The organism is Thalassotalea sp. HSM 43 (assembly GCF_004752005.1).
Lineage (GTDB): Bacteria > Pseudomonadota > Gammaproteobacteria > Enterobacterales > Alteromonadaceae > Thalassotalea_A.
Genome location: NZ_CP038493.1, coordinates 3,302,797 through 3,328,443 on the forward strand (window position 1 = coordinate 3,302,797; position 25,647 = coordinate 3,328,443).

23 protein-coding genes are annotated in these 25,647 nt (G+C 44.6%); 22 read left to right on the forward strand and 1 reads right to left on the reverse strand.

Annotation, left to right across the window (positions count from 1 at the left end; all coding sequences use genetic code 11):
* Positions 1-9 precede the first annotated feature (9 nt).
* The 4 genes from E2K93_RS14460 (at position 10) to E2K93_RS14475 (ending at position 4,738) form a co-directional block, all read left to right on the forward strand.
* Entirely contained in the window at positions 10-1,920 is a 1,911-nt protein-coding gene (locus E2K93_RS14460) for a DUF3604 domain-containing protein (protein ID WP_228445327.1), read from the forward strand.
* Positions 1,921-2,026: 106 nt separating this feature from the next.
* Positions 2,027-2,890 carry a peptidyl-prolyl cis-trans isomerase gene (locus E2K93_RS14465; protein WP_135439779.1) on the forward strand — a complete coding sequence of 288 codons (864 nt, stop codon included), beginning with the start codon at positions 2,027-2,029 and terminating at the stop codon, positions 2,888-2,890.
* Positions 2,887-3,960, forward strand: a complete 1,074-nt coding sequence (locus E2K93_RS14470; RefSeq protein WP_135439780.1) for a HupE/UreJ family protein — start codon at positions 2,887-2,889, stop codon at positions 3,958-3,960. The genes E2K93_RS14465 and E2K93_RS14470 overlap by 4 nt, the downstream gene beginning before the upstream one ends.
* Before the next feature lie 109 nt (positions 3,961-4,069).
* The gene (locus E2K93_RS14475; protein WP_135439781.1) at positions 4,070-4,738 is read left to right on the forward strand and encodes a cyclase family protein; all 669 of its coding nucleotides are present in this window, start codon (positions 4,070-4,072) and stop codon (positions 4,736-4,738) included.
* Between the two features lie 59 nt (positions 4,739-4,797).
* Here the strand turns inward: E2K93_RS14475 and E2K93_RS14480 are convergent, their stop codons facing one another.
* Complete coding sequence (locus E2K93_RS14480; protein ID WP_135439782.1) at positions 4,798-5,166, reverse strand: hypothetical protein; 369 nt, start codon at positions 5,164-5,166, stop codon at positions 4,798-4,800.
* A gap of 202 nt (positions 5,167-5,368) precedes the next feature.
* Between E2K93_RS14480 and E2K93_RS14485 the strand changes: the two genes are divergently transcribed.
* The 18 genes from E2K93_RS14485 (at position 5,369) to E2K93_RS14570 (ending at position 25,517) form a co-directional block, all read left to right on the forward strand.
* Positions 5,369-5,857: a GNAT family N-acetyltransferase gene (locus E2K93_RS14485; protein WP_135439783.1), complete on the forward strand. Its 489-nt coding sequence runs from the start codon at positions 5,369-5,371 to the stop codon at positions 5,855-5,857.
* Positions 5,858-6,092: 235 nt separating this feature from the next.
* Positions 6,093-6,569 (forward strand): NADH-quinone oxidoreductase subunit A, encoded by a 477-nt coding sequence (gene ndhC / locus E2K93_RS14490; protein ID WP_135439784.1) that lies wholly within the window; start codon positions 6,093-6,095, stop codon positions 6,567-6,569.
* Entirely contained in the window at positions 6,569-7,207 is a 639-nt protein-coding gene (locus E2K93_RS14495) for a NuoB/complex I 20 kDa subunit family protein (RefSeq protein ID WP_135439785.1), read from the forward strand. The genes ndhC and E2K93_RS14495 overlap by 1 nt, the downstream gene beginning before the upstream one ends.
* Complete coding sequence (gene nuoC / locus E2K93_RS14500) at positions 7,204-9,015, forward strand: NADH-quinone oxidoreductase subunit C/D (RefSeq protein WP_135439786.1); 1,812 nt, start codon at positions 7,204-7,206, stop codon at positions 9,013-9,015. Before E2K93_RS14495 ends, nuoC begins: the two co-directional genes overlap by 4 nt.
* Before the next feature lie 11 nt (positions 9,016-9,026).
* Positions 9,027-9,650 carry an NADH-quinone oxidoreductase subunit NuoE gene (nuoE, locus tag E2K93_RS14505; protein ID WP_135439787.1) on the forward strand — a complete coding sequence of 208 codons (624 nt, stop codon included), beginning with the start codon at positions 9,027-9,029 and terminating at the stop codon, positions 9,648-9,650.
* On the forward strand, positions 9,634-11,016 hold the full coding sequence (gene nuoF, locus E2K93_RS14510) for an NADH-quinone oxidoreductase subunit NuoF (protein ID WP_135439788.1): 1,383 nt from the start codon (positions 9,634-9,636) through the stop codon (positions 11,014-11,016). Before nuoE ends, nuoF begins: the two co-directional genes overlap by 17 nt.
* Positions 11,003-14,083, forward strand: coding sequence for an NADH-quinone oxidoreductase subunit NuoG (gene nuoG / locus E2K93_RS14515; protein ID WP_189637788.1), 3,081 nt, complete (start codon positions 11,003-11,005; stop codon positions 14,081-14,083). The genes nuoF and nuoG overlap by 14 nt, the downstream gene beginning before the upstream one ends.
* Complete coding sequence (gene nuoH / locus E2K93_RS14520) at positions 14,073-15,089, forward strand: NADH-quinone oxidoreductase subunit NuoH (RefSeq protein WP_135439790.1); 1,017 nt, start codon at positions 14,073-14,075, stop codon at positions 15,087-15,089. Before nuoG ends, nuoH begins: the two co-directional genes overlap by 11 nt.
* The gene (nuoI, locus tag E2K93_RS14525) at positions 15,082-15,609 is read left to right on the forward strand and encodes an NADH-quinone oxidoreductase subunit NuoI (RefSeq protein WP_228445329.1); all 528 of its coding nucleotides are present in this window, start codon (positions 15,082-15,084) and stop codon (positions 15,607-15,609) included. Before nuoH ends, nuoI begins: the two co-directional genes overlap by 8 nt.
* A 60-nt stretch (positions 15,610-15,669) precedes the next feature.
* Positions 15,670-16,263: an NADH-quinone oxidoreductase subunit J gene (gene nuoJ / locus E2K93_RS14530; protein ID WP_228445617.1), complete on the forward strand. Its 594-nt coding sequence runs from the start codon at positions 15,670-15,672 to the stop codon at positions 16,261-16,263.
* The gene (gene nuoK, locus E2K93_RS14535) at positions 16,256-16,564 is read left to right on the forward strand and encodes an NADH-quinone oxidoreductase subunit NuoK (RefSeq protein WP_135439791.1); all 309 of its coding nucleotides are present in this window, start codon (positions 16,256-16,258) and stop codon (positions 16,562-16,564) included. The genes nuoJ and nuoK overlap by 8 nt, the downstream gene beginning before the upstream one ends.
* A 2-nt stretch (positions 16,565-16,566) precedes the next feature.
* The gene (gene nuoL, locus E2K93_RS14540) at positions 16,567-18,453 is read left to right on the forward strand and encodes an NADH-quinone oxidoreductase subunit L (protein WP_228445331.1); all 1,887 of its coding nucleotides are present in this window, start codon (positions 16,567-16,569) and stop codon (positions 18,451-18,453) included.
* Complete coding sequence (locus E2K93_RS14545; RefSeq protein WP_135439792.1) at positions 18,450-19,967, forward strand: complex I subunit 4 family protein; 1,518 nt, start codon at positions 18,450-18,452, stop codon at positions 19,965-19,967. The genes nuoL and E2K93_RS14545 overlap by 4 nt, the downstream gene beginning before the upstream one ends.
* A complete protein-coding gene (locus E2K93_RS14550) occupies positions 19,964-21,448 on the forward strand; it encodes an NADH-quinone oxidoreductase subunit N (RefSeq protein ID WP_135439793.1) in 1,485 nt (494 codons plus the stop codon). The genes E2K93_RS14545 and E2K93_RS14550 overlap by 4 nt, the downstream gene beginning before the upstream one ends.
* A 154-nt stretch (positions 21,449-21,602) precedes the next feature.
* Positions 21,603-22,364, forward strand: coding sequence for a hypothetical protein (locus tag E2K93_RS14555; protein WP_135439794.1), 762 nt, complete (start codon positions 21,603-21,605; stop codon positions 22,362-22,364).
* Between the two features lie 218 nt (positions 22,365-22,582).
* Positions 22,583-23,602 (forward strand): lyase, encoded by a 1,020-nt coding sequence (locus E2K93_RS14560; protein WP_135439795.1) that lies wholly within the window; start codon positions 22,583-22,585, stop codon positions 23,600-23,602.
* Between the two features lie 440 nt (positions 23,603-24,042).
* Positions 24,043-24,528 carry a magnesium transporter gene (locus E2K93_RS14565; RefSeq protein WP_135439796.1) on the forward strand — a complete coding sequence of 162 codons (486 nt, stop codon included), beginning with the start codon at positions 24,043-24,045 and terminating at the stop codon, positions 24,526-24,528.
* Positions 24,528-25,517 (forward strand): efflux RND transporter periplasmic adaptor subunit, encoded by a 990-nt coding sequence (locus tag E2K93_RS14570; RefSeq protein WP_135439797.1) that lies wholly within the window; start codon positions 24,528-24,530, stop codon positions 25,515-25,517. Before E2K93_RS14565 ends, E2K93_RS14570 begins: the two co-directional genes overlap by 1 nt.
* Positions 25,518-25,647: the final 130 nt, after the last annotated feature.

Below are 25,647 nucleotides of genomic sequence, written 5' to 3' on the forward strand. Positions count from 1 at the left end.
ATAAAAATAATGAGCGCGCACGCTCAAGCCTATATTGATGTCGTATTAATCGGTTGCATTTGGCAACTCACTATTCATTTTTTCGAGGGTTTTATGAAAGCCTTAACCGCCACCATTGCACTTTTAACTATCTCCTCATCATTACCACTGCTTGCCGATGATGGTGGCGATGGACCAACTGTTTTACTGTGGGGTGATACACACCTGCACACTAATTTATCGCCCGATGCCTACGTAAACAAAAACACTAATGTAGACCCCGATACCGCCTATCGGTTCGCTAAAGGTCTGCCCATTATGGCCGATGACAGTCGTGCCAAAGTTCGTTTGCATACGCCATTGGATTTCTTAGCAGTAACGGATCATGCCGAATACGCTGGTGTGCCTAAAATGCTCTGGGAAGGTGATAAAGAATTACTGAAAACCAAAACCGGTGCGCGATACATTGAAATGATCAAAAATGGCAAAGGTACCGATGTCTTTTTTGAATTGATAAAAGACGTTAATGCCTCTACACCCAATCCAGAATTATTCAGCGAACGCGTTAGAAATACGGTTTGGCAAGAAATATACGAAGCCGCTGAAAAACATAATGAGCCGGGAAAATTTACCACATTGATTGGCTGGGAATGGAGTTCATTGCCAAATGGCGCGAACTTGCATCGCGTGGTGTTTATGCCTGAAGATGCGTCCGTTGCGAAACAGTTTACACCCTACAGTGCCTTTGAGAGTGATCGCCCAGAGGACTTGTGGAACTGGCTTGATAAAACATCAAAAGAAACCGGCGCAAACTTTGTTGCCATCCCTCATGGTTCAAATATCTCAGCGGGCTTGATGTTCCAAAATGTCGACAGCGATGGCAATGCTATTACCGCAGAGTACGCAAAAACTCGTATTCAATGGGAGCCTATTATTGAGATAACCCAAATAAAAGGCGACTCAGAAACCAAAAGTTCACTATCGCCTGATGATGAATTTGCCGATTTTGAAACGTACGAACACCTAATTAAAGTTGGTGGTGAGGGAGGCGATGAACCAGAAATAGATCATGCGGCATCCTATGTTCGCAGTGCGTTAATGCGTGGTTTGGAGATTGAACAAAAAGTTGGTGTTAACCCATATAAAGCCGGCTTGATTGGCTCAACTGATGCGCACACTGGTATTGCAAGCACCGAAGAAGATAACTTTTGGGGTAAGTTTTCCCTTGATTCCCGACCGGAAGGCAAGGATTTACAAGGCGCTCCTGGCGTGACCGGATGGGATATGTCAGCGTCAGGTTTGGCAGCGGTTTGGGCCGCAGAGAATACTCGAGAAGCGATTGTTGCTGCCTTTAAACGTAAAGAGGTTTATGGCACATCAGGACCGCGTATAAAGCTTAGAGTTTTTGCCGGTTGGGACTTTAAAGAGGCGGACGCAACCGCTGCCGATTTGGCGGACATTGGTTATAGCAAAGGCGTGCCTATGGGCAGTGATTTACCCCCAGGTAGTAAGCAAAATAGCCCTAAGTTGCTTATTCAAGCGGTTAAAGATCCAATCGATGCCAATCTTGATCGGGTTCAGGTGGTAAAAGGCTGGGTTGATGCTTCAGGCAAAGCGCAGGAAAAAGTGTATAACGTCGCCTGGTCAGGAGAGCGCGATATGGCAAAAGATGGCAGCATCGAGCCTGTTGGTAATACCGTTGATATGGATACCGGATTATACACCAATGATATTGGTACCGAGCAGCTCACTGTGGTTTGGGAAGATAAAGATTTCGATCCTGCGATGCGCGCTTTCTATTATGTTCGAGTGTTACAGATCCCGACCCCTAGGCACACATTATATGACAGCTTAGCCTTGGGTATTGAGCATCCCAAAGAGCACGACGCGGTGATCCAAGAACGCGCATACAGCTCACCGATTTGGTATACACCGAAATAATTAAGGCGGGCAGCCAAACGGCATACGATTAACATTACTGTTTGCAAAAAACGCCTGAATTAACGTTAATTCAGGCGCAATAATCATCAACACAATAATAAGGTAAATGATGATCACCAAGCTAATTCGACAACCATTAGTGCACTTCTTGTTTTTAGGAGCGGTGATCTATTGGCTTTTTGAAGACATATCTGCTCAACAACAAGATACCATTGTTATTGATAAGCAAGGGTTGTTGACGTTTATGCAATACCGTTATCAAGCGTTTGAGCCAGGTCAGGCTGAGCAGAACTTGAGTAAATTATCGGCAACGCAAAAACAACAGTTGATTGACGAATACACCCAACAAGAAGCGTTATACCGACAAGCTCTGAAAATGAATCTCGATAAAAATGATTACATCATTAAGAAGCGACTGATTCAAAAAATGGAGTTTATTGCCGAAGATATTTCTGCGTCATCGCCACCAGAACCGCAATCACTGCAAGCGTATTTTATTGAGCATCAAGACGAATATAGACAACCAGAGTTCATAACTTTTAGTCATCAGTATTTTTCAGATAAAAACACTCGCTCGTCCTTATCGGCCGATGCACGAGCACAACAAGCCATGGCCATGTTAAATGCCAAAGTAAATGGCCATAAAGCCATTGAGCAAGACTTGTTTATGTATAACCGCCATTATGCTGAGCGGCCTAAATCTTTGATTATGAACCATTTTGGACCGTTGTTTACAGAGCAGATATTTGCACAAACCATTGTAGATGACGCGAATTGGCAAGGCCCATATCAATCAGCCCATGGCTGGCACATCGTCAAAGTGTTTAAGCGTCAAGCCGCAAGATCTCCTGAATTTAACGAGGTCAAAGCACAAGTTACCGAAGACTTCATACGCCAGCAAAAAAACAAAGACAAGCGTGCCGCGATAAATGACATTGTTGAGCAGTTTCACACCAAGGTAGATTTGTGATTAACAACGCCATTGCTAAAGTACAAGACCGTCAATCAAGTCGCCAATTAAATCAACGTTGGCTGACAATGACCTTAACAATAATCGTGTTGTGCCTGTGCTATTTTTTGCCATCATTCATGGTGCAAAGCCATGAGTCTCGACCGCTTTATATCAAATTAGTACAACAGAGCAATCAAGACGTTCTTTTGAGTTGGCGAGTGCCGCAAAGTCTCGCTTGGGACAATCAACCAAGCATCATAATTCCCCCAGTTTGCACACAAAAATCCACGGTAAAACAAGGTCTTGAAGCCGGAACCTATCAAATCATGTTGCACTGCAGTGAATTAAATAAAAGTACTGAATTTAGCATTGATTACCCGAAAGCTAACCCTTCAATTAGCAGCTTAGTCGAGATTAAATTAAACCATGCGGCAAAGTACACGATGCTGTTAGGGCCGCAGCAAACAGAATGGCAATTAGATACACAGCAAGTTGCTGATAAAGACTGGTTGGCATATGCCGAGTTAGGAGTGAAACATATTTGGTTAGGGGTAGATCATCTGCTCTTTATCGGTTGCTTGATATTCTTTGCCAGAGGATGGCGCAAGTTAGTGTGGACAATTACCGGATTTACCATTGCTCACTCAATAACACTTGGGCTGACGAGCCTGCAATTGGTTGAGGTCGATATTGTGCCTATTGAAGCCATTATCGCCTTATCGATATTGTTCCTTGCCGTTGAACTGACTAAACCGCAAGGCTCTACCTTAACCTGGCGTTATCCGGCGATAGTCGCCACCAGTTTTGGCTTGTTACATGGTTTTGGCTTCGCATCGGTTTTAGCTGATATTGGCTTGCCGCAAAATGACAAACTGATCAGTTTACTGTTTTTTAATCTCGGTATAGAAGTCGGGCAATTATTGTTTATCGCCAGTTTGTATGGCCTATATTGGCTCGGCCGAAACAGCTTTTCATTAAAAACAAACCTTACTCAGGCGCTATCATTGCCGGCACTTCATAAGATGATCAGTTACTTAATTGGCTCGCTGGCAGCATTTTGGTTTTGGCAGCGATTGGCACTGTTTTAACCTGGCTAAGCTATTTGGCTTAATTAACGTTGCTAAATAGGTGTCGTTATTTGCGCAAATCTCTGTTCTTGTTACAGTAATACCTAACATCATCATTGAAGCTAAATATATGAATAAACTCATCGACTTAAGTCATACCATCGAAGAAGGAATGATTACCTATAAGGGTTTACCCGCGCCGTTAGTTTGTGATTTCTTGAGTCGTGAAGCCTCGAAACAACATTATCAGCAAGGTACATCATTCTTGATAAGCTCTATTGAATTGTGCTCTAACACTGGAACTTATCTTGATTCGCCTTTTCATCGTTATGCAGAAGGTAGAGACCTCTCCGAGCTTGAATTACAGGCTTTAGCAGACTTGCCGGCCATTAAGATCGTCATTGAAGATAATGTTACCGCCATTGATAAACGCTACTTTACGGGCGTAGATTTAAAAGGCAAGGCGGTGTTAGTACAAACCTTATGGTGTCGGCATTTTAATAGCGAACAATACTTTGAAGGGCACCCATATCTAACCGCCGATGCCGCAGTTTACTTACGTGATAACGGGGTGAAATTGGTGGGTATTGACTCCTACAATATTGATGATGTCAGCAGTGATAGTCGACCGGTACATTCGACTTTACTCGGTGCCGATATTCTTATCGTCGAGCATATGTGTAATTTAGATGCATTGCCTAATAGCGATTTTCAATTTTTTGCCGTGCCGGTGAAAATGAAAAATGTCGGTACGTTTCCGGTCAGGGCATTCGCTCAAGTCAAAGATACTTCGTGTTAAACCGAGCCCGTTGCTTGCACAGTTGGCGTGGGTTTTAGGCGTGGGTGTTAGGCTCGAGGTTAGATTGCAGCTAAAATAATAAACGGCCCTAAAGGTAAGGTAAGTAAGCCGACGTAACGAAAGTAGGGTTTAAGTTGTTGCGCTACTTGGAGCGCAAATGCTTGATGTTTTTTTACCGGCGTAAAGGTCAAACCCAACGCCACCAAGACCATCAACAGACCAAATATATCGAAAAATAGCGGATAACGTGTTGCTTGAGCATAGGTAATGAACAATAAACCAAACCCCAAGCGGGTTAAAATTTCAAACGGGTGAAAATAGCGCCAGTGGCTAAAGTGAATGATACGCTCGGCAAACTGTGCCGGTCTTACTACCATTTGCAGGCAGAAATAGCACATCAGCAGCCCAAAGACGATAAACACCAGCATCATGGTTCCTTACACCTATAATAATGAGCTATTAATATCAGTTTGTTAGTTAGTCTGTCAAAAAGCTAAAAGCTAAAAGCTAAGGACTAAGAGCTAAGTGCTAAGGACTAAGTGCTAAGGACTAAGTGCTAAGAGCTAAGAGCTATGTACTAAGTGCTAAAGCGAAACCAAAACAATAGGCAATCCGACACAGGAGCACAACATGGCCAATATTATCATTAAAGACGCAGTTGCCAGCGATGCCGAGACCATCATACATTTCATACGAGAATTAGCGATATATGAGAAAGCCGAGCACGAAGTGGCAGCAACCGCCGATGATATTCGCGCTAGCTTGTTCGATCCTCACACCACAACCCAAGCGGTACTATGTTATGCCGATGATAACGTTGTAGGTTTTGCGGTGTTTTTCCTTAATTATTCAACCTGGTTAGGGAAAAACGGTTTGTATCTTGAGGATCTGTATGTCTCGCCAGACTTTCGTGGTATTGGTGCTGGCAAAGCGCTATTGCGTCATTTGGCTGGGTTAGCCGTGGCTAAAGACTGTGGTCGCTTTGAATGGAGCGTACTGGATTGGAATACGCCAGCCATCGAATTTTATCAATCAATAGGCGCCAAACCTTTGACCGAATGGGTTGGTTATCGCCTTGCTGGCGAGGCCTTAATACAGTTCGCTAAAAGTCCACTGTGATGCCAGATTTCGCGATTCCTAAATTGCCATGAAAAAACTTACCAAGTTCTGTCGTAAATCTTTGTAAGTTTTTCATTTCTTTGTCTATTATTTAATCAGTAACAAAAACAACAACTCAACGCAACGGGCGTTGAGGTACGATAAGAATCACTGAGTTGAGCAACTAATTAGGCTTCAACTGTTTTCGGTATTGTTGGCTATCGCTACTTAGCATGGGGCGCTTTGCACCAGAACTATGTCGATAATAACAGTAATAACATCAGGCGTTCTCGCAACAACAACACTGGCAGATGCAGACAGTGGTACAACGCTGTGGCCTATTGCCTTGTATTTTATTTCCTTGGTCGTGCTATTGGCCTTGATGTTGTTTTTGGCGAAAAATCTAGGTCCCAAAACCGATCGCCGTCACACCCATACCCCCTATGAATCTGGCATTGTAGCCGCTGATGCGCCGAATAGCCGTTTTACCAGTCATTTTTTCCTCTACGCCATTTTCTTTGTCATTTTCGATTTAGAAACCATCTTTTTATTTGCATGGGTCATTGCCTTTGATGAAGTCGGTTTAGCCGGATTTATCGAGGCGTCTATTTTCATATTTATTCTGTTAGCGGCATTAATCTATGTATGGCGCATAGGTGCGCTTGAACTGAAGCATAAACACAAACCGGTGAAATTACCGAACGAGTCCATCAAACAATCAGGAGAGCTGTAATGGAATGGTCATTAACAAAGGCAGCCCTTGATCAACAAATGCAAGACTCGCGTGCTCAGGCTGAGCAAGATTTAAAGCGCAGCGTATTGTTTGCCAAGCTTGATGATTTGCTCAATTGGGGTCGTAAGAATTCAATCTGGCCATTTAACTTTGGCTTATCCTGCTGTTATGTGGAAATGGCCACCAGTTTTACCTCGCGCCACGATATCGCTCGATTTGGTGCCGAAGTTATTCGCGCCACGCCAAGACAAGCTGATTTGATGGTGATATCTGGTACTTGCTTTCGCAAAATGGCACCGGTTATTCGTCACCTATACGACCAGCTACTCGAACCTAAATACATTATTTCGATGGGCTCTTGTGCCAATTCCGGTGGCATGTATGACATCTATTCGGTCGTTCAAGGTGTCGATAAATTTATCCCCGTCGATGTTTACGTGCCGGGTTGTCCGCCGCGTCCAGAAGCCTTTATGGAAGGTTTATTATTGTTGCAAACCAAAATTGCCAATCAACCAAGACCGGTAAGTTACGTTGTTGGTGAGCAGGGGGTGCGAGAAATAGATAAGCCCTCTTTACGGGATATTAAACAGCAAAGTCGCATCGACGTGCGCCAACTGGATGAACCGGACAGCGTATGAGTGATAGCAATAACCCTCACTTTTTAAGCGGCAGTAAAGAGTGGCAACCAAGGTTTGATATTGCCTTGCTTGATGAAATTCTCGCTGAGAGTCCAAGCCTTGAACTGCAACCCGAAGGCGCAGATCAAGCGATTAAAGATGGCATCGAAACCTATTGGGTCAAACCGCAACAGTTATTAACCTTAATGCAAGTACTGCGTGATGGTGTTAATGAAGGCTTTGACTTTTGTTTTGACATCACCGCCATTGATGAGCGTTTGCGCGAACATCGATTGGCTGAGCAGATTGCCGATTTTACCCTGGTTTATCATTTGCGCAGTTATCAGCGCAATCGTGATGTACGCATTAAATTAGCCTTAAATGTTGGCAATACTGGTGTCGACAGCATTTCGCATATCTGGCCTAACGCCAATTGGTATGAACGAGAAGTCTATGACATGTTTGGCATCGAGTTTCGTAACCATCCACATCTTACCCGAATTTTAATGCCACCGACGTGGGTTGGTCATCCGTTATTAAAAGATCATCCTGCCCGTGCCACCGAAATGGATCCATTTCAATTGCCGGACAGTCAGCAAGACATTGAACAACAAGCGTTAAAGTTTCGCCCTGAAGAATGGGGAATGAAACGACACAGCAAAACCGCCGACTTTAGCTTTTTAAATCTTGGCCCAAACCATCCTAGTGTTCATGGTGCATTTCGCATTGTGCTGCAAATGGAAGGGGAAGAGATTATCGACTCGGTGCCCGATATTGGTTACCACCATCGTGGCGCTGAAAAAATGGGTGAGCGCCAATCTTGGCACAGTTACATACCTTACACCGACCGCATTGATTACCTCGGTGGTGTAATGAATAACTTCCCTTATGTTATGGCGGTGGAAAAGCTCGCGGGTATTGAAGTACCTGAGCGAGCGAAAGTCATTCGTATTATGACCGCCGAGATGTTTCGCATCCTGTCACACTTATTGTTTTACGGCACATTTGCCCAAGATATTGGTGCCTTATCGCCAATCTTTTACATGTTTGTCGACCGTGAAAAGCTGTTTGCCATTATTGAAGCCATCACTGGTGCGCGCATGCACCCAAGCTATTTCCGTATTGGTGGCGTCGCACAAGACTTACCAAAAGGTTGGGACAAGTTGGTGCGAGAATACGTCGAGTATTTGCCAAAGCGTCTTGATGAATACGACAAGATGGTTATGGCCAATGAATTATTGAAAAAGCGAACCGTACATGTTGGTGCTTATAGTACCAAAGAAGCCATCGAGTGGGGCGTTACCGGACCGGGTTTACGAGCAACCGGTTACTCTTGGGATCTTCGTAAGCAACGTCCTTATGGCGGTTACGATCAATTTGAGTTTGATGTGCCCGTTGGTCACAACGGCGATTGCTACGATCGTTGTAAAGTTCGAGTCGAAGAGATGCGCCAAAGCATCCGCATTATTAAACAGTGTTTAGAAAATATGCCAGAAGGCCCATACAAAGCTGACCATATCGCCACCACACCGCCAGATAAATCGCGCACCATGACCGATATCGACACCTTGATACCGCATTTTGTCAATGTATCCTGGGGGCCAGTTATTCCGCCGGGCGAAGTGTCGGTTAGTGTCGAAGCCACAAAAGGCATTATGGCATATCACTTGGTCAGTGATGGCTCGACCATGAGCTATCGCACTCGCATTCGCACCCCAAGCTTTGCCCACTTGCAAATGATCCCGGTGATCTCTCGCGGGCAAATGGTCGCTGACCTGATTGCCACCTTGGGAAGTATCGATTACGTCATGGCCGACGTGGATCGCTAGGGAGAATAATCATGAATCGACTGATAGATCTAGCTAAGCAAAACCTTGAACAACATATCGATGACCAGAGCGATGAGTCACAATCAAGCATAGATTGTCGTTACATTGACTATAAACACTATTTAACCGATGCCGAAATTGCCGATATTGAACACGAAGCCGATATTCTTGAAGAGCGTCGAGCAGCGGGCATTGAAGCGCTAAAAATAGTTCAGCAACAGCGCGGTTGGATCAGCGATGAATCGTTATATGCGATTGCCGATTTATTGCAGATGAGTGCCGCCGAACTTGATGGCATAGCGACGTTTTATAACCTTATTTACCGCCAACCGGTTGGTAAATATGTGATTCATTTATGCAACTCCATTTCCTGTTATTTAACCGATTTTGAAGGTGTAGCGAAAGCCATTAAAGATGAGCTAGGAATCAATTACGGACAAACAACCGACGATGGCCTGTTTACCTTAATCACCAATGCCTGTTTAGGAGGCTGTGATAAAGCGCCGGTAATGATGATAGCTGATCGCCATTTTGAGCATCTCACCAGTGAGTCTGTTGTGACCTTGCTGGGTCAGATACGAGAACATGGCTTGCCGGAACTGGCTATTGGAGGCAAAGATGACTCAGCCCATTAATACCCCTCTAACAGCGCATGTGAATTTACAATCGCCGCCAGATTATCAACGCTATGTCGATAGCGGCGGTTTTGTTGGCGCTAAGAACGCGCTGGAAATGAATCAAAGTGATTGTCTCAGCCAAGTTAAAGACTCTCAGTTAAAAGGTCGTGGCGGCGCTGGCTTTCCGACAGGAATGAAGTGGAGTTTCGTGCCTATGGGCGACGGCGCTCCTGAGCGTAAGTATCTGATTTGTAATGCGGATGAGATGGAGCCCGGTACGTTTAAGGACAGGTTATTACTGGAAGGTAATCCGCTGCAATTGGTTGAAGCTATGCTTATTGCCAGTTATACCATAGGCGCAAACCAAGCCTTTATCTTTTTACGTGGTGAGTACCATCTTGCAGCTCAACGCATTCAAGCAGCGATTGATGAAGCGAAAAGCCAAGGCTGGCTTGGCAATAATATTCAAGGCAGTGGTTATCAACTCGAACTGTATTTGCATACCAGTGCCGGACGTTACATTTGTGGTGAAGAAACCGCGCTCATTAATGCGCTTGAAGGTCGTCGAGCAAACCCAAGGGCTAAACCGCCTTTTCCACAAGTTAGTGGTCTATTTGGTAAGCCAACTATCGTTAACAACGTCGAAACCTTGTGCAATTTACCGCATATTTTTGCTCATGGTTGCCAATGGTTTAAAGACTTATCAAGCGATAGCGACGCCGGTACGAAAATATATGGCGCCAGTGGTCGTTTAAAAAATCCTGGATTATGGGAAATGCCGTTTGGCAAAACCTTACGAGAGGTGTTGTACCTAAACGCAGGTGGATTACAAGATGGTTTGAAGTTTCGGGGATTACTGCCAGGTGGTGCCTCTACCGACTTTTTGGTGGAACAGCATTTGGATGTTGCCATGGACTATGACTCCATTGCGAAAGCCGGCAGCCGACTGGGCACCGCCGGTTTAATTGTGCTTGATGATCATAATTGCCCTGTGGGCATGGTGCGTAACCTGTTGCAGTTTTTTGCTCAGGAATCCTGTGGTTTTTGTACCCCATGTCGAGATGGCACGCCATGGGCGGTCGAGTTGCTCACTCGCATTGAACACGGCCACGGCACCATGCAAGATATCGACGCCTTGGATCGTTTGTGTGACTTTATGTGGATAGGCAAAACTCATTGTGCATTAGCACCCGGCGCGGTTGAGCCATTGCGCAGTGCGCTTAAATATTTTCGTGATGATTTTGTTGAACATGTTGAAAAAGGTTGCTGTGCCATCGCTCAGGGGCAACGCCCCGGCACGTTAGGCTTGACTGGCCAACGCTTGGCCAATGCCGCTGATGCTAGTGCTAGTGCGCAACAAGGAGCAAGCCATGACGGAAAATAACCAACAAAACGAGGTGACGTTTTACGTCGACGGTAAACCATACCAAGGGCAGGCCGGAGATAATTTACTGTCGGCGATGCTCTCTAACAAGCTTAATGTACCGTATTTTTGTTGGCATCCAGAGCTGGGCTCCATTGGCGCATGTCGCCAATGTGCGGTGACTCAATACAATGATGATAGCTGTCAAAATGGTCGCTTGATCATGGCGTGTATGACGCCGATTACGCAAGGCATGCATATTGGTTTGAGTGATGACTACTCCGCAGACTTTCGTCAACAAATTATTTCGGCAATGATGACCAATCATCCTCATGATTGCCCTGTATGTGCCGAAGGCGGCGAATGTCATCTGCAAGATATGACGGTGATGACAGGTCATAGCCAACGTCAATTCCAAGGGGCTAAACGTACCTTTAGTAATCAGGATTTAGGGCCTCTAATTGGCCATGAAATGAATCGCTGTATAACCTGTTACCGCTGTGATCGTTACTACAGTGATTACGCTCACGGTAAAGACTTTGCGGTATATGGCTCGAAAAACCAAGTGTATTTTGGTCGCCAACAAGACGGCGTGCTGGAATCTGAATTCGCTGGTAATTTAGTGGAAGTCTGTCCGACCGGAGTATTTACCGATAAGCCGTTTTCTCAGCATTATTCACGCAAGTGGGATTTACAATCATCGCCCAGCGTCTGCCAAGGTTGCAGTGTTGGCTGTAATATCAGTGTTGGCGAACGGTACGGCATTACCCGTCGTATAGTCAATCGTTACAATCACGACATCAATGGTTATTTCCTTTGTGATAAGGGCCGTTTCGGCTTTCAATACGTCAATAGCGCGACACGCATCCGCCAACCTCAAGGGTTTGATATCCAACCGAGCCTGCAACACAGCAATGGTAATAATGGCCAAGCTAGCAACAGTTTGTCGGAAAAACATATTATTGGCCGTTTGAGTCGTTATAAAAAGCAACGCTTTGTGGCAATGGGCTCGGCCAGTGCATCAATTGAAACCAACTTGGCATTAAAACATTTATTTGGAAGTGCTCAGTTTTGCTCAGGCTTAACCGATGCGCAAACCGAGCAGTTGGCTTATTTCGATGGGTTTAATCGTCGTTTTGGCAGTGACAGTGTGCGTGATATTGAACAATGTGACTGGTTACTTGTGGTTGGTGAGGATCTAACGCAAACCTCGCCACGACTTGCCTTGGCCGTCCGACAAATGGCCAATAACGTCAGCAAGGCCAAAGCGGCACAATTAAATGTGCCACAGTGGCAGCAGCAAGCGGTAAAAACCCTAGCGACCGATATGCAAGCCCCCATTTTTCAATTAACCCTTGGTAAAAATAAATTATCTGACATTTGTGCTGTGAATGGTTATCAATCGCCTGCTGATATTGTTGTCAGCTTAGCGCAGTTAACTGCAGCGTTGACTCACCCCATAGAGGACTCATCTGTCGCTGACGATGGTAGCCAACAGGATTTTATTCAGGTCGCCTTAGCCGCATTAAAAAATGCGCAAAAGCCTATGCTGATTTGCGGTCAATCTTTAGCGGGTAGCGACCATCTTAGTGCGTGTGAGCAATTACTTCATGCCATGACACGTCAGGGCAAGGCCGTAAAAGTTTGCAGTGTCCCCAATGACGTCAATAGTTTGGGCTTGTATCAATATCTTGATTCTGACTGTCTTTCGATTGAACAAATGCTGGCGCTAAGCCAAGCCAAGAGCTTTGATGGCATGGTCGTTGCCGAGCAGTCAGGGCAAAGCTTTAGCAAGGCTCAATTACAAACCATGCGTGACACATTTGCTACCATCATTTGTTTAGATTATTGGCACAACCCAATCAGTGAGTCGGCGGATGTGCTCTTGCCCGTGGCAACATTTGATGAGTCACAAGGATTGGTGGTCAATTTTCAAGGCAAAGCGCAATGCTTTTATCCCGCATTAACCGCCAAACTGCCTATATTGCCAGCTTGGCGATACATTAAATTGATTGATGAGGCGATGGGCAATGGTCATTTATCTCAGCCAGAGCATGACGCAAACGATAACGCCTCGCTGTCGTTAAGTCGACGATTACAACCATCTGAAAAACAACATTTAGCACATTCTTTACCGACATTTTGGCATCGACTCAAACAACTGCAAAGCGACTTTATCGATACGGATGCCTATGTACGCACGGGACAGTGGTTATTAGCATCTAGGCAAACGCCACGAGCGTCAGGACGTACCGCCATGTATGCCAATCAAAGTGTACATGAACCTAAATCAACCATTGATTTGAGCTCGCCATTTAACTTTTCAATGGAAGGTTTTATATCACGGGAAAACCAAGCGCAACAATTAAGCGGCGAACAACAGGCTGCACCGCCTGCCAATGCATATAGTTGGGCACCAGGTTGGAACTCAAACCAATCGGTAAGCAAGTACCAAACTGCACCGGGTCAAGCGCTGAATAAGCCCAATGCGGTAGTGCATATTTATGATCCAACCAGCGGTCAATCGCATCCGAAACACAACCAAACCCATAAACATAAAGTGGCTAAGCAAACACCGCCGGCCTCGCAAAAAAGCCACGGTGAACTCAACTACCTAGGTAGCGAAGCGCACATTTTTGCCGATGATGCAAAAGGTCGGTTAGGTTTTGATTTTGAATTGTTATCGCCGCTACCTGCGGCGGTGATTTCGGCGGATATCGCACAATCATTAGCGCTTGAGAACAGCTCTCACCTGCGCCTTAATTGGCAAGATAGTGCGCTTGCCAAAGTCATGCCAGCACAAACCTTACAATTGTTTGTTTGCGATGAACAGGCCAATGGCTGCTTGTTATTGCTTAACAGTTCATGGCGACAAGCTGATATTACCTTTGCCAATAACCATGCGGATATTGGCGCACAACTGCAGTTAACGGCCGCCAGTGCGCAGCAAGTCGACGACTATGAACAGTCGCTAGCAGCGCATTTGAACAACACTCAACAACAAAAAGCACAATTGATTGCCGATTTAAAACAACAGGATCAATATATTCCAATCCGCCTTGTTGCTGGAGGCCTAGATGATAGCTAAGTTGATTGAAATTGTTGTTATCCTAGGTTTGTTGATCCCAATCGCAGCAATGTTGGTATGGGTTGAACGACGTCTCATAGGTATCTGGCAAGACCGTTTAGGTCCTAACCGCGTAGGCCCATTTGGCATTTTACAATCTGTTGCCGATTTATTGAAAATTCTCGGCAAAGATGAATTTACGCCAAAATTTGCTGACCGATTTATATTTGTTTTGGCACCGCTAATTGCCGCCGTTACGGTATTGATGAGTTTTGTCGTGGTGCCATTTAGCGACACCATCGGTATAAGCAACCTCAATATTGGAGTGTTGTTTTTTATGGCGATGACATCTTTGGCGGTATACGCGGTTGTTCTTGCGGGGTGGGCGTCAAAGAGTAAATACGCCTTACTCGGCAGTATGCGAGCCGCGGCACAAACCATCAGCTACGAAGTCTTTATGGGCTTGTCGCTTATGGGGGTGATCATGCTGAGTGGCAGTTTTAACATGCGTGATATTGTCGAAGCGCAACAAGGTGGTTGGTTTATTAGCTCACAGTTTATTGGCTTTTTTGTGTTCCTTATCGCCGGTATTGCTGAAAGTCATCGTTTACCGTTTGATTTACCAGAAGCGGAAACCGAACTAACCGCTGGCTTTCACACCGAATATTCAGGCATTAAATTCGCCTTGTTTTTCCTTGGCGAATATTTAGGTGTCACCCTTATTTCGGCGATGTCAGCGACCTTGTTCCTTGGTGGTTACCTGCCACCGGCGTTTCTGCAAGATACAATGTTTGCGGCTATCCCCGGTATTATTTGGTTCCTTGCCAAAGTCAGTTTGATGATCGTGTTTTTTATCCTGCTGCGTACCTCACTGCCTCGCCCACGTTTTGATCAATTACTGGCCTTTGGTTGGAAAGTCATGCTGCCATTGTCACTGATTAATTTATTGGCAACCGGGGCGCTGAAGTTAACCGGCGTATTGGCCTTTGTCGACAACCTGTTTTTATCGGGAGTTGCCTATGCTTAAGCTAATCTGGAGCCAATTTCGCACCATGGGCTTGGTACTCAAGCACACCTTTAGCAAAGCCGATACCGTAGAGTATCCGGAGCAGAAACCGTATTTAGCACCGCGTTATCGTGGTCGTATTGTGCTTACCCGCGATCCCGACGGTGAAGAGCGCTGCGTAGCCTGCAATTTGTGCGCGGTCGCATGCCCGGTTGATTGTATTGCCTTACAACAAACCATCGACCCTGATGGCCGCAAGCGCGCTGAATTTTTTCGTATTAACTTTTCCCGGTGTATTTTGTGTGGCTTTTGCGAAGAAGCGTGCCCAACCTATGCGATTCAACTTACCCCTGATGTCGAGATGTGTGAATACGACAGACAAAACTTGGTTTATGAGAAAGAGAATTTGCTGATCAATGGGCCTGGAAAGTACCCAGATTACAATTTTTACAAACACTCCGGGGTGGCCACCAACGTCAAGCAAAAAGGCGAAGGTGAGAGCGAACAAAAACCGGTGAACGTAAGAGATTTAATGCCTTAAACAAGGCCAAACAACAAACAATTTGAATAACAGTACAACAACAATAAGAGAGTATTGATAGTGAATAATGTTGCCTTAATCAGTGCAATGATAACCAGTGGCCAGACTCCATTTTATGTCGCCGCAGCAATTGCTGTTGTCGCATCATTAAAAGTGGTCACCGGATCGAATGCCGTGCATGCCTTGTTGTATCTGGTGGTGTCATTGTTGGCTGTTGCTGTGTGTTTTTATTTTCTCGGTGCACCTTTTGCCGCGGGTCTTGAAGTGATTGTCTACGCTGGTGCTATCTTGGTGCTGTTTGTATTCGCGGTAATGATGTTTGATTTACAAGGCGATAAAGATCCGGTTCATTACGGCGACAAAGAAGCCAATTTGCAAAGCTGGTTTGGGGTGTTTTTACTGCCGATTATTCTGGTGTCGATTTTATTGGTGCAAGTGGTGTATGCCATCGTAATTGATGCCAATCACGCAATCACCGCCAGCAACATCATAAGCGCTAAGCAAGTTGGTACGCTGCTTTATGGGCCGTATTTATTGGCGGTTGAGCTGGCGTCATTTCTCTTGCTAGCCGGTCTTATTGGTGGCTACCATTTTGCCAAAGCAAAAATTCCTCAGCTAAGCGATGGGGCAAACAGGGAGGTACGCGATGACTGATATTCCCTTAACTCATGCATTGATTTTATCGGCCTTACTTTTTGTTATCGGCTTAGTTGGTGTTTTGGCACGTCGAAATATGTTGTTTATGTTGATGAGTCTTGAAGTCATGCTTAACGCCACCGGTGTAGCGTTTATCGCTGCAGGCTCGGCTTGGCAACAAGCCGACGGTCAGGTGATGTTTATTTTAATTCTGACGCTGGCTGCAGCAGAAGTCGGTATTGGCTTAGCGTTACTTATCTCTTTGCATAAACAGCGTCAATGTTTAGACGTCGACAAACTCAGTGAGCTGAAGGGGTAATGATGATGAACGATCAACAACTGCTCCTCGCTTGGTTACCGTTTTTCCCATTATTGAGCTTTTTGCTGTTGGTCACGGTTGGCCATAAATTAAATTGGTTTGCTAATACCGTATTAAGCGTTGGCGCGGTGTTATTGTCTGCTGCGAGCGCCCTGTATTTGCAGTTCACCGTGTTTAGTGACGCCAGTGCAACAATCAACGTAGAGTTGTGGCGTTGGTTTATGATCGGCACAAGTGAGGTTAACATCGCCTTTAAACTGGATAGTTTATCGATGGTGATGACCCTTGTGGTCAGTAATATTGGCTTTTTAATTCATACCTATGCCAGTGCCTACATGAAGAGTGATGCACACTATCATCGCTTTATGGCCTACATGAACCTGTTCATTGTCGCCATGCTTATTTTGGTGCTAGCCGACAATTTGGTGTTGCTCTATTTGGGTTGGGAAGGCGTTGGCTTATGCAGCTTCTTGTTGATTGGCTTTTGGTATCAGGATGCCAATAACGCTGCGGCGGCAAAAAAAGCCTTTATCATCACTCGAGTTGGCGATACCTTTCTGGCGATTGGCTTGTTCATGTTATTTAAACACACTGGCAGTTTGCAAATCGATGAGATATCCGAGTTTGCGCAACTGAATAATTTTGTCGATGGTGATGTGGTCTTTATCATTGCCATGTTGCTGCTTGGCGGTGCTGTTGGTAAGTCGGCGCAATTGCCATTACAAACCTGGCTTCCTGACGCTATGGCAGGGCCGACGCCAGTCAGTGCACTCATTCATGCGGCGACTATGGTAACCGCTGGCGTTTATCTTATTGCTCGCATGCAGGCGGTGTTTGTACTCAGTCCTGATGCGATGATGATTGTCAGTTGGATCGGTGGGCTTACATTGCTGCTCGCAGGGCTATGTGCATTGGCGCAATCCGATATCAAACGGGTTTTAGCCTATTCGACTATGAGCCAAATCGGCTACATGATGCTGGCTCTTGGGGCCGGCGCATTTGCCCAAGGCATAGATCATTTAATGACCCATGCGTTTTTCAAAGCCTTGTTATTTTTAACCGCAGGCTCGATTATCCTTGCCCTACATCATGAACAGAATATCTTTAAAATGGGCGGTTTACTCAAACGTTTGCCGATGATCAGTGCCTTATTCTTTGTCGGTATCGCTGCGTTATTGGCATTACCACTGACCAGTGGCTTTGTCAGTAAAGAAGCCATTATTAATCAGCTGTATTTATCACCTACCGCGGGGCCTATGTTTTGGTGGATGGCGGTAATTGGCGCGTTACTTACCAGTATTTATAGCTTTAGGTTGGTGTTTATTACCTTTTTCGGTCGCTATCGAGGCCATGCCGAGGTGGAATCTAAACGACCAGTCTTGGAATATCTGCCATTGATCCTGCTGGCCATTTTATCAATTGTCGGTGGCCTGTTACTGGCTGACTTATCCTTCGTCTTGCCTGATGTGGTGAGCAATGGTCAAAGCGAACCCGGTTTCACTCATATTTTGGCATTATCGACGCCATACCTAGGTGCGTTGATTGCCTATGTTGTTTATTTCCCCAAAGCGTCTAAGCAAACCGCCGACAACGCCGCCGGCAATGCCATTGAACCGCAAAGTCGAGCTTATCAATTTTGGCAAGACGGTGGTGGTTTTGATTTGGTCTATAAATACCTATTGATTAAACCGTTTGCATTTCTCGCGCACATTAATCGCCGCGATGTCATCGATAAAATCGTGCTGCTGATTGAGTTTAATGCATCGGCATGGTCTGAAATGTTACGCGCCTCTCAAAATGGCCTGTTGCGATTCTATGCCGCGATGTTGGTACTCGGTTGTGTTGTTGTACTCGCCTTTGTCATGGCGGTTATGGGGGCTAGCGCATGATTTTAACGCAAATCATTATCATCTTAATGATAGGCGCTGTCATAGCGTGGGCCTTTGATTTTCGTCGTCCAGGCACAGGCCGCTGGATAGCACTGTTTAGTTTGGTTATGGCCAGCATCACCTTTATTGACTTTGCCAGCAGTAATAAACAATTGTTTCATGGCTTTATGCACGTCACTGAAGTTGATTGGATCGAAGCGTTTAATATTCATTATGCAACCGGCATCGATTCGTTGTCTTTTATTCTGATCGCACTGACCTTGCTGTTAGGGTTTATATGCGTGCTGGTGTCTTGGCAAGAAATTCATTTTCGCCAAGGCTTTTATTACTTTAACTTACTTGCCGCTTTGGCGGGTATTGTTGGCGTATTCATTGCCACCGATTTATTTTTGTTCTTCTTTTTCTGGGAAGTGATGTTGATCCCAATGACCATTTTAATTGTCATTTGGGGTCATGAAAATCGCATCTACGCGGCGATTAAATTCTTTATTTTTACTCAGGCAAGTTCATTACTGATGCTAATTGCTATTGTTGCTATGGCGTTTTTACACAAGCAATATCATGGCGAGTTAAGCTTTGACCTATTTGCCTTGAAGACCATGAACTTACCGGCTGATATGGGCATGTACATGATGCTGGGATTCTTTATCGCTTTTGCGGTGAAGTTACCGTCATTTCCTGTGCATACCTGGTTACCCGATGCCCATACACAAGCGCCTACCGCGGGCTCGGTGTTATTGGCCGGGGTACTGTTGAAAACCGGTGCCTATGGCTTGATTCGGTTTGTTATTGAGTTGTTCCCGCGACAAAGCCATGAATTTGCCTATGTTGCCGCAACCTTGGGTACCATCAGCATACTGTACGGTGCAAAAATGGCATTTGCACAAACCGACTTTAAACGACTGGTTGCCTACAGCTCCATTTCGCATATGGGCTTTGTTATGTTGGCCCTGTTTAGTTTCAACCAAAGTGCCTATCACGGCGCATTACTGACATTGATCGCTCATGGCTTAAGCAGTGGTGCTTTGTTTGCAATGGCCGGCATGCTGTATAGTCGCCTGCATACCCGTGACCTGACACAAATGGGCGGTTTATTTGCCAGTGCACCGCAAATGGGGGCCATGCTACTGGCGTTCGTCGCTGCGGCATTTGGCATGCCCGGGTTACTCAATTTTGTCGGTGAGTTTTTGATCTTAACCGGCGCTTTTTCGGTGTTTCCAGTGTTGGTGGTTGTCTCTGCCGCTGGGCTTATTGGTTCCGCTGTCTATGGCATGCGCTTGTTTCAGACCAGCTTTCAAGGACCGGTAAATAAACAGGTCATTGATTTGAGTGGACGCGAGTTTATTATTTGCGTCAGCCTATTGTCTTTGTTGTTGATTCTTGGCGTCTATCCTGAATTTATTTTTTCCCACTTTCCAGATAATTACCCTGTGGTACTGAACGAGTCTATGCAGCCAATTCAATCACATTTAGGCAGCTTGACGGCACAGCCGTTACCGGGAGCTAACTTATGAGCTGGTTAGAAATACAAACCATTATGCCGCAAATTATCTTGTCGGCGTTTATTGTTGCGCAGCTGTTGTTGATTGCCATTAATCGCAGTCGCAAAGCCATTTTCTATTTAACCTTATTGGCGATCGCAAGTTGTTTAACCAGTTATTCGATGATATTAGACACCATCAATACACAAGCCACCATATTGTTTTACTTTGACGGTTTCTCGCTTGGCATAAACGCCATCCTGTTGTTTTGCGGTTTGATCATCACCTTACTCAGTTATCGTTATTTAAAAAGTGCACTGGAAGTCCATGATGAGTTTTATGTGCTGTTACTGTTAGTTTTACTTGGCGCAACACTATTAGCTATTTCCAATCATTTTGCCTCGGTGTTCTTATCAATAGAGTTACTGTCGCTGTCGTTGGTTGCTATGGTCGGTTATTTAAGACGTCGACAACAATCATTAGAAGCCAGCTTTAAATACTTGATATTGTCAGCAACCGCGTCGTCTATTTTGTTATTAGGTATGGCGTTTATTTATGCCTACAGTGGCGAAATGAGTTTTTATTTTATTTCTCAAAAAACCGCAGTAGCAGATCCGCAAGTCGGTCATATTTGGATGTTTAGCCTAGGGTGTTGCTTACTGTTAGCTGGCATCGCCTTTAAATTATCGTTAGTCCCATTTCATTATTGGACGCCCGATGTCTATCACGGTGCACCGGCGCCGGTGGCAATGACATTAGCGACGGTGAGTAAAATCAGTGTGTTTGCGGTGTTACTTAAGTTTTGGTTCTTTTCAAATCAATACATCATCGACACGGGAGCTGAGCAACATATAGAAAGCTTGATGATCAACATCATTGCAGTGATTGCCATCGCATCAATGTTGGTGGGCAATTTATTGGCGCTATTTCAAAGCAATATTAAACGCTTGATGGCTTACTCATCAATCGCCCACATGGGCTACTTATTGATTGTTTTGTACGTGCAAAATCAAAGCTCGATGCAATTGGCTTGGGAGTCGGCGCTGTTTTACTTATTCGTTTATGCTTTAGCGACTTTGGTGGTGTTTAGTTTCATCAGTCAAACCTCAAATGCGCAGCACCCTAGTGACAACGACAACTGGCATAACTGGCAAGGCTTGTTTTGGCGTAATCGATTACAGGCATCAACTTTAATTGCGGCATTCTTGTCCTTGGCAGGGGTTCCGTTAACGGCGGGATTTATTGGCAAGTTTTACTTGGTGGCCACCGCGGTTGATAACCATGCGTGGGCATTATTGATTGCCTTAGTTGTCGGTTCAAGCATCAGCTTGTTTTATTATCTGAAAGTCATATTCATTATGTTTTCAAAACGACCTTCACAACACGAGTTGCCTCTCAGTGGCATATCCCATGCGGTACTGATCTTTTTGGCGATAAATATCATTGTCTTTGGCGTTCTTCCTGACCTGATAAGTGAGCATGTTCGTTTGGTGGCGTTATCTCATTTTGGTTAGTGAAAAACACCAATAATTAGTTTAATTAACAATTTATTAACTTGTTTTTCGTATCCGTATATTTAAATAGTGATAAATATCAATAGCTTAAAAAGTTGGCGCGATACTTGATTGTATTTACGCAGAGATAAAAAATACACTCAGGGATACCTAAATGAAAATTAAATCAAATCTAGCTTGTTTACTTACTGCCGTTATTCTTTTACCTGGTTGCGTTATTCATGTTGGCGCGAAAAGCGCAGACGTCGAGATTCAAGAAAGCTTGTCTCTGGATGCAAACAACTTGAAGGCGTTGCATGTAGAGGCTGGTGCCGGTAGCTTGACTATTAAAGGTGATGAAAACGCCACCGACATTAGTGTCGATGCGGATATCTATACCACTAAAGATCGTGATTATGAATTGACGTTAGTGAAGAAAGGTGACAAAGCCGTATTAGTTGCCAAGCACGGTTCAACATCGGGTATGTGGAATAACTCACCAAGTATCGATGTCACGGTTACTGTACCTGCCAGTTTGCAATTGGATGTGGATGACGGCTCTGGTTCTATCGAAATTGCCGATATCAACAACATGGTAAACGTAAAAGATGGTTCTGGTAGTTTGGATATGAAAAACATCAATGGTGACGTGATCATCGATGATGGTTCTGGCGAAATGGAATTGCGTAACCTAGCTGGTAATTTAGATATCGAAGATGGCTCAGGTTCGATTTGGGTATCTGATGTAAATGGTAGCGTATCAGTTGACGATGGCTCTGGTGAAATGACCTTACGTCATATTGGCGGTATGGTGACCATTGATGATGGCTCAGGTGCTATTAATGTTCGCGACGCTGGCGGTTTAACCATAGTTGAAAGCGGCTCTGGTGGCTTGAACGTTAAAGAAATTAAAGGCGAAATGAATATCGATTCGTAATGATTTTTAGAGTTAATAAATCCCGCTGCGGCGGGATTTTTTATGCTCTACATATTATCTTTTCAATTGCCTGGCAGGATGCTTTATCTAATCGTCAAACCTACCTTGTTAATGTCAACAATATCAATTAATTATAAAGCTTTCATCGAACACTAATTTAGCAGTTTGGGAGCAATGCACTATAGTAAATCTATCGACCATATCGCTTGGAAATTACTATGATGAAAATGAACATGTGTATTGGCTTAATCTGTTCTTTTCTGCTGTGCTCCGCTGCAGCACAAGATGCACCGTATGAGACCTATCAACTTGATATCAAAGAGTGGCAAGTGCCATGGAAACAAACCAGACCGAGAGATCCGGCCGTAGACTCCAAAGGTATCGTTTGGTTTTGTGGCCAAGCTGGTAATTATCTGGCCAGTTTAGATCCCGCCACTGGCGAGTTTAAACAGTATTCCTTACCTGACGGAACCTACCCACATAATCTCATTATCGATGCCGATGACATGATTTGGTATGCCGGTAATCGCAACAATCATATTGGTCAGCTCAATCCAAAAGATGGCACTATCAAACGCATAGACATGCCCGTAGAGCAGCCTATTGATCCACACACCTTGGTCTTCGATGAGCAACAAAATATCTGGTTTACCGCGCAATGGGGCAACAAAGTCGGTTATTTTGACCGTAAAACCGGCAAGGTAGATTTAGTCGATATGGAGATTGAGCGGTCACGTCCATATGGCATCAAGGTGAATAAGGCCAATACGCCTTGGGTGGTATTGTTTGGTACCAACAAATTGGCCAGTATTGACCCGGTGAGTATGGCGTTGACCACTGTTGATTTACCTGATCAAGCAGAGCGTCCCCGACGCTTAGAAATCGCCAGTAACGGCGATGTTTATTACCTTGATTACACCCTAGGTTATTTAGGCCAATATAGCCCGGTAACGAAAAAAACTCAGCGTTATATGGTCAAGCAGGGCAGTGATGCCAAGCTTTATGGCTCGGCGATGGATGATAAAAACCGTGTGTTTATTGCCGTAACTGGAGTGCAACCTAACATCATCAGTGTATTTGATACCAATAGCAAAGGTTTTATCGCCAGCAAAGAAGTGCCCAGTGGCGCTGGTACGATTAGGTATATGTATTACCATCAACCGAGTGATACGGTATGGTTTGGTACAGACAATGACACTGTTGGTCAGGTGAAACTTAGTACCATCAAACAGCCTTAAATTGCTGACCATTAACGACTATTAAAAAGGCAAAGGCGCATATAAGCGATCAACACCACGTTTTTTCAATAGTAGCCTGAGACTGATAAGGGATAGTGCCGTTACTACTGGCGGCTATTGACCTATTGAACCCCTGACTTATGCCGCTTTAATGATTAACAACAGTACATTAGCTATTTTCTTTCTGTTTGACAGAAGGGCTCCTTGTACGCTGTTTGTTATTTGTGCCTATGCAATTTAATACAAGTTAGCGACTTGGTATGCCTAGCCTTACTCAACGCCACGAGCAATTCATGTTTATCTCGCAATCCTTTGGTTTTATTGTAAATAACATCGATATAACGACAGCGTAAAGATTACTAGGTTATTTCCTGCGAGTTTATGCATTCTTTGTATAAATGACTAATATTTAAGATAAGTAACTCGTAAAGGGAAAAAGTATGAATGATACAAGTAATGCAACATCTCGAATAAAAGGCGTTGTGTCATTTTTAATTAAAGCTGTGGTTATTATTGGCGTTGTTGGCATATTGTCTAAAGCACTTGCCTCACTTGGTGCAATTCATGGCAAAGAACTACCAGAAGAGTATTTCTCAGCTGGCTACCCAACCATTTTAAAATTGCTCGATTCTGAGCTGTTTATGGGGCTTATTTTTCTTATTACATTGTCTGTTTTCGCCTATGTTGCGTATTTGTTGTGGCAGCTGCATGAAATTGCTCTTCATAAAGCAAAGCATGACTCGTCGCCACAAATACAACTCGTCTTTGCATTGTCTTTATGTGGCTTATTTATTGATAAAACATGGTGGGTTCTGGCGTTGATTATCGTGTTCACCAGTTGGGAACATATCATGACGCGTATCAGTGATATTATCGGCAAAGGCGTAGCCAGCGCTCAAGTAAATGAAGATAAGGAGAAGCAATAATGAAAGAGATCATGCTTCCCTACATACTCATTATGTGGATTTTAGTAAAACTTGGTGTGATAAAATGGACCATACGCAACGCCACATACATTGTCGGTTTAGGTTGTTTTATCTCGTTTATGTTGTTCACAGCGCACCGATTCTGGTCGCCAGCAGACCTTACTGACAGTTCCACAATCAAAGCACCTCAAGCCATACTTAGCCCACTGATCGGCGAGCAAATAGCAGAGGTACTGGTCACTCACAACCAGATTATGTCTCGAGGCGAGATCATCTACACCCTAGTTGATACCGAATCCGCCGCGGATCTGGAGAATATCGAAGCCGACATTAAACAGCTTGAAGTGAAAATCGCCCAACATAGACGAGATATTCAGCGCAGCATCGACGCACCTGGTGTATTTGCTGAACGCGATATAGAGCGCATAAAAACCGAACTGGACGCTGAAGTATCAGCCAAAGAAGCGTTACAAGCGGAATACGATCAGGCGATGTTCGAGCAAAGTCGAAAAACCGTTATTGCACCGTTTGATGGTCAAGTGTCGATCACCAATATTGCCAAAGGTTCTCGCTTGGGCAACATGCATATTTACGATACCAGTCGCAAGTTTTTAGAAATGCGCATTCCCGATCAGTCCTATCGATACATTAAGAAAGGCCAATTTGCTGAATTTTATGTCAATGCTTATCCGGGGGAAATATTTAGAGGACGGGTTCATAGTATTACCGCAGGTACGGGTGAAGCACAATTATCGGTGAGAAGCGGCGAGCAAATGGTTGGCCAACACATTGGTCAAAATGCACCGTCACATGGCCGAACCGTGGTCATTGAGTTTATAGAACCTGAGGGATATAACGTGCCGATTGGTGCCACAGGTTCCGGTTGGATATCCGCAACGAAGCCACACCCTATATTAGGCTTTATGGATATTATAGGCGCCGCGACGGTGCGCCTTAAAGCGTACAAAGCCTATTTGAACGCATTGTAATAGGCTTTCACAGCAAGCCTTGTGATATCTGCGATATATCGTGTCATGTATGTTTTGTTTTCGATACATGACACGGCGTTATATTCGCAGTCTATATAATCGTGACTAATATATTCGTAACCAACATATT